Annotated in this window: 9 protein-coding genes; 5 read left to right on the forward strand and 4 right to left on the reverse strand. The window is 73.0% G+C overall.

Annotation, left to right across the window (positions count from 1 at the left end):
• Positions 1 to 329 (forward strand): hypothetical protein (locus tag AB0H87_RS34545; RefSeq protein WP_360155499.1); only part of this gene is annotated, 329 nt, incomplete at its 5' end.
• A 290-nt stretch (positions 330 to 619) separates the two neighbouring features.
• Here AB0H87_RS34545 and AB0H87_RS34550 read toward each other — a convergent pair.
• The 3 genes from AB0H87_RS34550 to AB0H87_RS34560 all read right to left on the reverse strand — a co-directional run bounded on the left by AB0H87_RS34550 (position 620) and on the right by AB0H87_RS34560 (position 3,862).
• Positions 620 to 1,993 (reverse strand): glycoside hydrolase family 43 protein, encoded by a 1,374-nt coding sequence (locus AB0H87_RS34550; protein ID WP_360155502.1) that lies wholly within the window; start codon positions 1,991 to 1,993, stop codon positions 620 to 622.
• Positions 1,994 to 2,102: 109 nt separating this feature from the next.
• Entirely contained in the window at positions 2,103 to 2,747 is a 645-nt protein-coding gene (locus tag AB0H87_RS34555; protein WP_360155505.1) for a M15 family metallopeptidase, read from the reverse strand.
• Complete coding sequence (locus tag AB0H87_RS34560) at positions 2,744 to 3,862, reverse strand: acyltransferase family protein (protein ID WP_360155508.1); 1,119 nt, start codon at positions 3,860 to 3,862, stop codon at positions 2,744 to 2,746. The genes AB0H87_RS34555 and AB0H87_RS34560 overlap by 4 nt, the downstream gene beginning before the upstream one ends.
• A 132-nt stretch (positions 3,863 to 3,994) precedes the next feature.
• Here AB0H87_RS34560 and AB0H87_RS34565 point away from each other — a divergent pair, with 132 nt between their 5' ends.
• Genes AB0H87_RS34565 through AB0H87_RS34580 form a run of 4 tightly spaced genes read left to right on the forward strand, consistent with a single transcriptional unit; the run spans position 3,995 to position 7,176 of the window.
• Entirely contained in the window at positions 3,995 to 5,011 is a 1,017-nt protein-coding gene (locus AB0H87_RS34565) for a LacI family DNA-binding transcriptional regulator (RefSeq protein WP_360155511.1), read from the forward strand.
• Positions 5,008 to 6,057: a maleylacetate reductase gene (locus AB0H87_RS34570; protein WP_360155514.1), complete on the forward strand. Its 1,050-nt coding sequence runs from the start codon at positions 5,008 to 5,010 to the stop codon at positions 6,055 to 6,057. The genes AB0H87_RS34565 and AB0H87_RS34570 overlap by 4 nt, the downstream gene beginning before the upstream one ends.
• Positions 6,058 to 6,079: 22 nt before the next feature.
• Positions 6,080 to 6,628, forward strand: a complete 549-nt coding sequence (locus AB0H87_RS34575) for an NUDIX domain-containing protein (protein ID WP_360155517.1) — start codon at positions 6,080 to 6,082, stop codon at positions 6,626 to 6,628.
• A complete protein-coding gene (locus AB0H87_RS34580) occupies positions 6,625 to 7,176 on the forward strand; it encodes a DinB family protein (protein ID WP_360155520.1) in 552 nt (183 codons plus the stop codon). Before AB0H87_RS34575 ends, AB0H87_RS34580 begins: the two co-directional genes overlap by 4 nt.
• Before the next feature lie 3 nt (positions 7,177 to 7,179).
• On the opposite strand, the gene AB0H87_RS34585 is transcribed toward AB0H87_RS34580, so the two are convergent.
• Positions 7,180 to 7,817, reverse strand: a 638-nt coding sequence (locus AB0H87_RS34585; protein WP_360155523.1) for a sigma factor-like helix-turn-helix DNA-binding protein, incomplete at its 5' end; no start/stop codon positions are given.

Here is a 7,817-nt window from a genome sequence, read left to right on the forward strand (position 1 = left end):
TCTTCGACGGCTGCGCGGACACGGTCTTCGCGGGCACCCCGGTGCCCGAGACGCTCCGGGAGCCGGACCCGGACGCCGGCTGGCGCCCGGCGAAGCCTGACGGATCGCCCGGGCTCCCGGACGCGTGGCTGCTCCCGACGGGTCAGGTGCTGACCCGTGGCGGCTTCCACGTTCACCACGGGGAGATCAACACCGCGGGCATCTCACCACCGTGGCGCCCGGAGTCATGGATCTTGGAACAGCCCACGGCCCTGCACGAACGTGCCCGCACGATGATGGGCCGGCTGCTCGGCATCACCATCGACTTCCCGGTGGTCCCGAGGCCGTAGCGGTTGTTTGGCACGACTCCGCCGCCGTTGGTTCCGCGTGGGGGGCCGGTTGTCGGTGCGGGCCTAGCTTGCCGATCATGCGGGTGCGGCGGTTAGTGGCCGGGGCAGCGGCTGTCCTGGCGGTGGGTGTGGTGGGCGTCGCCCAGCCGGCGCAGGCCGGCGGGCAGAAGGCCGGCTGACGATCGGCCCGGACGGCATCGGGGACTGGCCGTTGCCGCCCGGTCGGTACGTGGTGCGCCTGCTGCCTGACGACGGCCTCCGGTCGGTGGCCGAGTCGGCGCCCTTCACGGTCAGGAAGTGACCCGGAACGTCGCGTCCTGGCGGTCGGTGGCGCTCGACGACCAGCTGAGCACGTCGATCCGCAGCAGGTAGTTGGCGTGCCGTAGGTAGCGCGTCGGGAAGTTGTAGGACCGGAACGACGACCAGGTCGAGTCGGCCAGCCCGGCGCTGCGGTAGAACGTGGCGTCGGCCCGGAACGTCGCCGTGTTGTCGTTGGCGTCCAGGCGCATCTCGTAGTTGAAGTGCCGCAGGTAGGAGCCCGGGTAGTTGACGGACTCGAACGAGACGCCGGCGGGGTCGGCCAGGCCCGGCACCATGCGCCAGAGCTGGTCCTGGTACGGGTCGAACGGGTACGCGTCGAGCCGCCCGATCCGGTCGGCGTGCCGCACGTACCGGTCGGGGAAGTTCGACGACTTGAGCCGCACCCAGTTGGGCGTCCCCCAGCGCGACACGAGGGCCGCGTACTCCGCCGCCGTGATCCCGACGATCGAGCCGTGCTTGGCGTTGAGCGGCGGCGTGTAGTCACGCTGGTTCGCCACCGACCACGAGCCGCCGCCGATGTTCGACGTCGTCCACGCGTAGAAGTCGTTGTTGACCGGGCCGAACGAGTCGCCCCAGAGGCGCCAGCCGCCGTCGTTGGCCTTCAGCAGCAGCGGCGCCTCGATCGCGGTGCCCTGCCGCAGGCCGCCCGTGTAGGTGGCGAAGCTGTTGGGTGCGCCCGATGACGATCGCGCGCCGTAGAGCAGGCCGTCGGCCAGGTTCTTGTAGTAGAGGTACGTGGTGCCGCCGTCCACGACGATGTCGCCGTCGAGCACACCGAACCCGGGGTTGAAGAAGATCTGCGGCGCGGTCACGGTGCGGAAGTCCGACGTGTAGTTGACCATGAACAGGTCGCGCCCGCCGTTGACCGCCGAGTAGACGATGCCGTACTGCCCGCGCGACGCGTCCCAGAACGCCGTCGGCGCCCAGGTGTGCGTCGCGAGCGTGTGCATCTGGATGCGCCGGTAGCCGCTGAAGGAGGTCAGGTTCGTCGAGTCCCACACGTGTAGGTACTGATTGTTGAGGCCGAAGTTCGTCCCGTTCAGGTCCGTCGCGAGCACGACGAACGTGCCGTCGGTGCGCCGCAGGACGAACGGGTCGCGCAGCCCCTGCGTCCCGGCGGTCGGCGTGACGACCGGGTTGTTCTGGTTGAGCGGGGTCCAGTTCCAGCCGTCCTGGCTGACGGCCAGGTGCAGGCCGTAGTTCGCGCTCACCTGCTGCGGCGACTCGGTGAAGTAGGCGAACAGGTAGGCGGTGTTCGCGGCGAGCGCGGCCCGCGGCAGCGCCACCACACCGGCCGCCACGGCGAGGGCGCCGACCGTGAAAGCTCGTCGGGTCAGGGACATCAGGTCACCATTCCTTCCGGAGAAGCTGAATGTGAGCGCTAACATCGACCAGCATAGATTGCCAGATCCTGCCGCACAGTTCAAGCCGTCGCCACGTCCCCTCAGGCGGTCAGGCGAGGTCGACAGGTCCGTAGCGGGTCCGCGGCGCGCCCATCGCCAGCGCCCAGTAGCGGTCACCGAACGACCAGTGCCACCACTCCGTCGGGTAGTTCACGAACCCGGCCGACCGCAGCGCCGCGCCCAGCACGTACCTGTTCCGCCGCGCCGGTGCCGGGATGTGCGCCGCCGCCGTGAAGCACGCGTTGCCGCTCGCCACCGGGCTGTCGTTGACCGCCGTGCCCATGTCGAGCTCGCGACCGTCAGGCCCGGCCAGCGTCAGGTCGATGGTCCCGCCCGTGCTGTGCGGCGCGACCGCCGGCGGCGACACGTACTTGCTGGCCTCCTCGAACACCCGCGGCTCGTCCCACGCGGGGAACCGCGAGCGCAACTCGGCGCGGTAGTCGTCGAAGTACGACTCCTGCAACCGCAGCGGCCGGTACGCCTCGACGACCAGCAGCCGCAACCCGCGCGGCAGCGCACGCTGCGCGGACAGCAGCCGCTCCAGCGCGCCCTCCCGCAGCTGGGCATAGGCGCCGCGCGCGTCCGCCAGCCGGGAGTCCACCGCCAGCGACTCCACCGTGCGCAGGTCGACCAGCGCCTCGCCGTTGTCGTCCAGCGGCACCGCCGCCACGCGCGGATCGGAGATCAGGATCACGGTGTCGCTCCAGTCGGTCGGGAGAAACGCGGAAGGGAGAACAGCCGGCGGGCTCCGACCGCCATCAGTCCACGGTGGATGCCCAGGCTCGAGGCGACCACCACGCCGGTCAGCAGGGGCGGGTAGAACACGGCCACGAACACCTGCCAGGCGCCGCCGAGCGCGGACAGCGGACCGACCAGCAGCCGGTGCAGCACGGCGAGCACCGGCATGTGGATCACGTAGATCGGCAACGTGATCCGGCCCAGCCGCACCAGCCGGTCGTGCAGCGCCGGCCACCGGGCGAGCCGGGCCGAGGCCACGACGCCGAACACCACGGCCACCACCGACACCAGCAGCCACACCCCGAACCACGACTGTGCGCCGAGCAGGGCCATCAGCACCAGGGCCGCGGCGAAGGCGGCGGCGAAGGGCGCCAGCCGACGCCGCCGAGCGGCGAGCCGCTCCACCTGCGGCCGGAAGTACAGCCCGCCGAGGAAGAACACCAGGTTCTGGTAGAAGCTCCCACGGTCACCGGGCGTCGGCACGAGCCCGGCGGCCGCCACCGCGGACAGCGCGGCCGCCGGCACGAGCACCGCCCACCGCGGCACCCGCCGCACCGCCTTGGCGACGACGAAGTAGATCGCCAGCGCGTACAGGTACCAGAGGTTCGACGGCGTGATCGTGAGCTGCGTCAGGAACTCCGGCACGGACGACGCCCGCTCGGTGGGCAGGTCGGGCGCCACCGGGAGGATCGCCGTGTGGATGAGCAGCCACACCGCGTACAGGTAGAGGAACATGGCGACCCGGCTCTTCAGCACCACCCGCCACGGCCGAAGGACCGCGTTGGCGGCGAACAGGCCCGAGATCGTGAAGAACAGCGGCATCCGCAGCGGCAGGAACTGCTCACCGAGCGTGCCCCACACGCCCGGCAGCGGCAGCCCGATGTGCCAGGAGATCAGCAGGTAGTCCTTCACGATCACGTGCCAGGAGACGACCAGGAGGATGCAGGCGCCCTTCGCGGCGTCCGCCCACTCGAGCCGGGCGGGCGGCGCGGCGTCGGCCCAGGACGACCGCCAGAGCGCGCTGCCCCCGGTGCGCGCGGCGAGGCGCGGGATCGGCAGGGTCGTGGTCACACGAAGACGCTGGCAGGCGCATGTCCGCGGGCTATCCGCGCAATGTCACGAGCCCGTAATGGGGCCCCGTGACGACCGCCACAAGGCCCGGTCGGCCCATCGATCGCTGACTGTGGCACCCTGGTCACACTTATGGCTGAGGTACCCGGCGGTGTGCGGATCAAGGACGTGGCGGCGGCCGCCGGCGTGTCCGTCGGCACTGTGTCCAATGTGCTCAACCGGCCGCACATGGTCGCGGTGCCGACCAGGCGGCGGGTGAACGCGGTGATCACCCGGCTCGGCTTCGTCCGCAGCGAGTCGGCCCGCCAGCTGCGCGCCGGGTCCAGCCGGACGGTCGCCATGCTGGTGCTCGACGTGGCCAACCCCTATCTGACCGACGTCGTACGCGGTGTCGAGGACGCGGTCGCCGAGGCCGGTCTCGTGGTCATGCTGGCCGGCAGCGGCGGGCTGCTCGGCCGGGAGCAGCGCTACCTGGAGATGTTCCAGCAGCAGCGGGTGCGCGGCCTGCTGTGGAACCCGACCAACCTCGCTCCGCCCGACACCAGGCTCTTCGACCGCCTCGGCATCCCGATCGTGTTCCTCGACCGCCACCGCGAGCGCACGCACTCCAACGTCGCCGTCGACGACGTGGCGGGCGGCCGGATCGCGGCCGAGCACCTGTTGGCCCGCGGCCATCGCCGGATCGCGGTGGTCGGCGGCCCGGCCACGCTGGCCCAGGTCGAGGACCGCCGGGACGGCGCGTACGCCGCGGTCAGCCGGGTCCACGACGGTGCCACCAGCTTCCTCACGATCCCGACGCCCGACCTCACCCTCCGCTCCGGCCGCGGCGTCGCCGACCAGCTCCTCGAGATGCATCCGGCCAGCCGTCCGACGGGCGTGTTCGCGGTCAACGACCTGGTCGCCATCGGCCTGCTGCAGGGGCTGCTGGCGCACGGCGTACGCGTGCCCGACGAGCTGGCCATCGTCGGCTACGACGACATGGAGTTCGCCGCCGCCGCGGCGGTGCCGCTGACCTCCGTGCGGGCACCGCGGGCGGAGCTGGGCCGGCACGCGGCCCGGCTGCTGCTCGAGGGCATCGACCACGGGAAGCCCACCCACCTCCGGTTCGAGCCGGAGCTCGTGCCCCGCGCGTCGACGGCGCCGGCGTGAGCGCGGACCTGCCCGCCGACCTCGACGGGCTGCGTGTGGTGCTGGGCTCGGGGAGCCTGCGGGACGTGCCCGCGGAGGCCGACCGCCTCGGCGCGCGGCGCGTCCTGCTGGTCGCGGGGGGATCGGCGGCGGCACACGGCGACACCGTGGCCGCGCTCCTCGGCGACCGGCTCGCCGGCCGGCTGACCGAGGTGGCCCAGCACGTGCCCGTCGACCTCGCGGAGCGGGCGGTGCGGCTGGCCGAGGGCGTCCGCGCCGACCTCGTGGTCACGATCGGCGGCGGTTCCGCGACCGGGCTCGGCAAGGCGGTCGCCCGGGAGACCGGGCTGCGCATCGTGGCCGTGCCGACGACGTTCTCGGGCAGCGAGGCGACGCCGATCTGGGGACTGACCGCGGGCGGGCGCAAGACCACCGGGCGCGATCCGCGGGTACGCCCGACCACGGTCGTCTACGATCCGGACCTGTTCCGGACGCTCCCGGCGACACTCGCGGCGACCTCCGCCCTCAACGCGTTCGCCCACTGCGTGGAGGGCCTGTACGCGCCGGACGCCACGCCGCGGACCGACCGCTGGGCCACCGCCGGGGTCGCCCTGCTGACCGGCGGCCTCGCCCGGGCGGCGGACCGCCTGCCGGACCTGCTGGTCGGCGGGCTGCACGCGGGGCTGGTGCTGGGCGCGACCACGACGGGCATCCACCACAAGCTCGCCCACGTGCTGGGCGGCACCTACCGCCTGCCGCACGCCGACACGCACGCGGTGCTGCTCCCGCACGTGGTCGCCGCCAACGCGCCGGCCGCACCGCAGGCGATGGCGGCGGCCGCCCGGGCGATGGGCCGGGCGGACCACGACGTGGCCGGCGCGATCTGGGACCTCGGGCGCGACAACGGTGCGCCGACCTCGCTGCACGCGCTCGGCTGGCCGGCCGCGGCGGTCGACGACGTCGTCGACGCGGTGCTGGCCGCGCCGCCGCCCAACCCTCACCCGGTCGAGCGACCCTGGCTCCGCGCGCTCCTGCTCGCCGCACATCGGGGGGACCGCCCGGCCTGACCCTCGGCCGTAGGATGCCGGGGTGATTTCCCGCGCGCACGTCGCCGAGGTGGTCGCGAGCTACCTGGCGCGTCACCCGGCCGAGGCCGTCCGGCTGGCTCCGCTCTCGCACGCGCTGGCCGGGGGAGGCGACATCGTCTCCCGAAAGACCTTCGTGCCCGGTCACGTGACCGCGTCGGCGGTCGTGCTCGACCCGGCCGGGCGGATGCTGCACATCCGGCACAACGTGTTCAACAAGTGGCTGCAGCCCGGCGGCCACCTCGAGCCGGGCGACACCACGCTGCGCGCCGCCGCGGTCCGCGAGGTCGAGGAGGAGACCGGCATTCCGGCGGCGCTGCTCAGCTTGGTCGACGACCTGCCGTGCGACATCGGCGTGCACGCGATCGCGGCCAACCCCGCGAAGGGCGAGGACGCGCACCACCACTTCGACGTCCGCTACCGGTTCACCACGGTCGCCGACCCGCGGACCAGGGTGCAGGCCGACGAGGTGCACGGCATCGCCTGGCTGCCACCGGACGAGGTCGAGGTGGAGTTCCGTGCCAAGGTGCGCTCCTGGGCGGCCGTGCGATGACCGTCGACTGGGGACGGCTGGTGATCGGCCAGCTCGAGTTCTACTGGGACACGCACCTGCGGCCGCGCCTCGACGGGCTCACCGACGAGGAGTACGCGTGGGAGCCGGTGGCCGGCTGCTGGAGCGTGCGCCGCGGCGCCGACGGGCTGCACCGGGCCGACGGGCCGTGGCCGGCGGAGGGCGAGGGACCGCCGGTGACCACGATCGCGTGGCGGCTGGCCCACATCGCGCTCAACTTCCACACCCGGTGGAGCACGTTCTTCGCCGACCACGACGCGGGCGACATGTTCGATCCCCGGCACATCCCCGCCGACCTGCCCGGCGGCGCCGCCGACGCGCTGGCGTTCCTCGACGACGCCTACCGGCGGTGGCACACCGCGATCACCGGGCTCGACGCCGAGGCGCTGGAGCGCCCCCTCGGCGGCCGCGGCGCCTGGTTCGCCAAGGACCCGATGGTCGCGCTGATCGTCCACGTCAACCGCGAGACCATGCACCACGGCGGCGAGGTCGGCGTCCTCCGCGACCTCTACCGCGCCGGCCTCCGCTAGGGCCTAGGCCGGTGTCGGTCGCAGGACCGGCGGATAGCCGAAGCGGTCCACGTGGTCCGCGCCGATGAACAGGACGATGCAGGCCAGGCCCGTGGGGGTCGGCGAGAGCAGGACCACGCCGAAGGCCGCGCCGTCGCGGTAGACCACCACCGCCGGCTGGTCGTTGGCGGTGACGGGGAACATCGCCCACTCGCCGCGCGTGCCCAGCACCGACGCCAGGTAGGGCACACAGGTCGCCTTGCCGGCGAACCACGTGCGCGATGGGACCACCTCGAGCGTGGCGTCCTTGCGCAGGGCCTCCTCCAGCGCGGTCAGGTCGCTGTTGACGAACGCCGACATGTACGCGTCGAGCTGCGCCCGCGCCTCCGGCGAGTCCGGATCGGACAGTGGCTCGCCGCGGGCCGCGTCCAGCCGGGCCCGGGCCCGTTGCAGGCTGCTCTTCACCGCCGCCACCGAGATGTCCAACATGGACGCCACCTCGGCCGCCGGGAACTCCAGCACCTCGCGCATCAGCAGCACCGCCCGCTGCCGGGGTGGCAGCAGCTGCAGGCTCGCGACCAGTGCCAGCCGCAGGGTCTCCCGCCGCACCACGGTGTCGGCCGGGTCGTCGGGCAACGGCTGCAGCCACGGCACGTCCAGGT

The organism is Asanoa sp. NPDC050611, assembly GCF_040654855.1.
Taxonomy (GTDB): domain Bacteria; phylum Actinomycetota; class Actinomycetes; order Mycobacteriales; family Micromonosporaceae; genus Asanoa.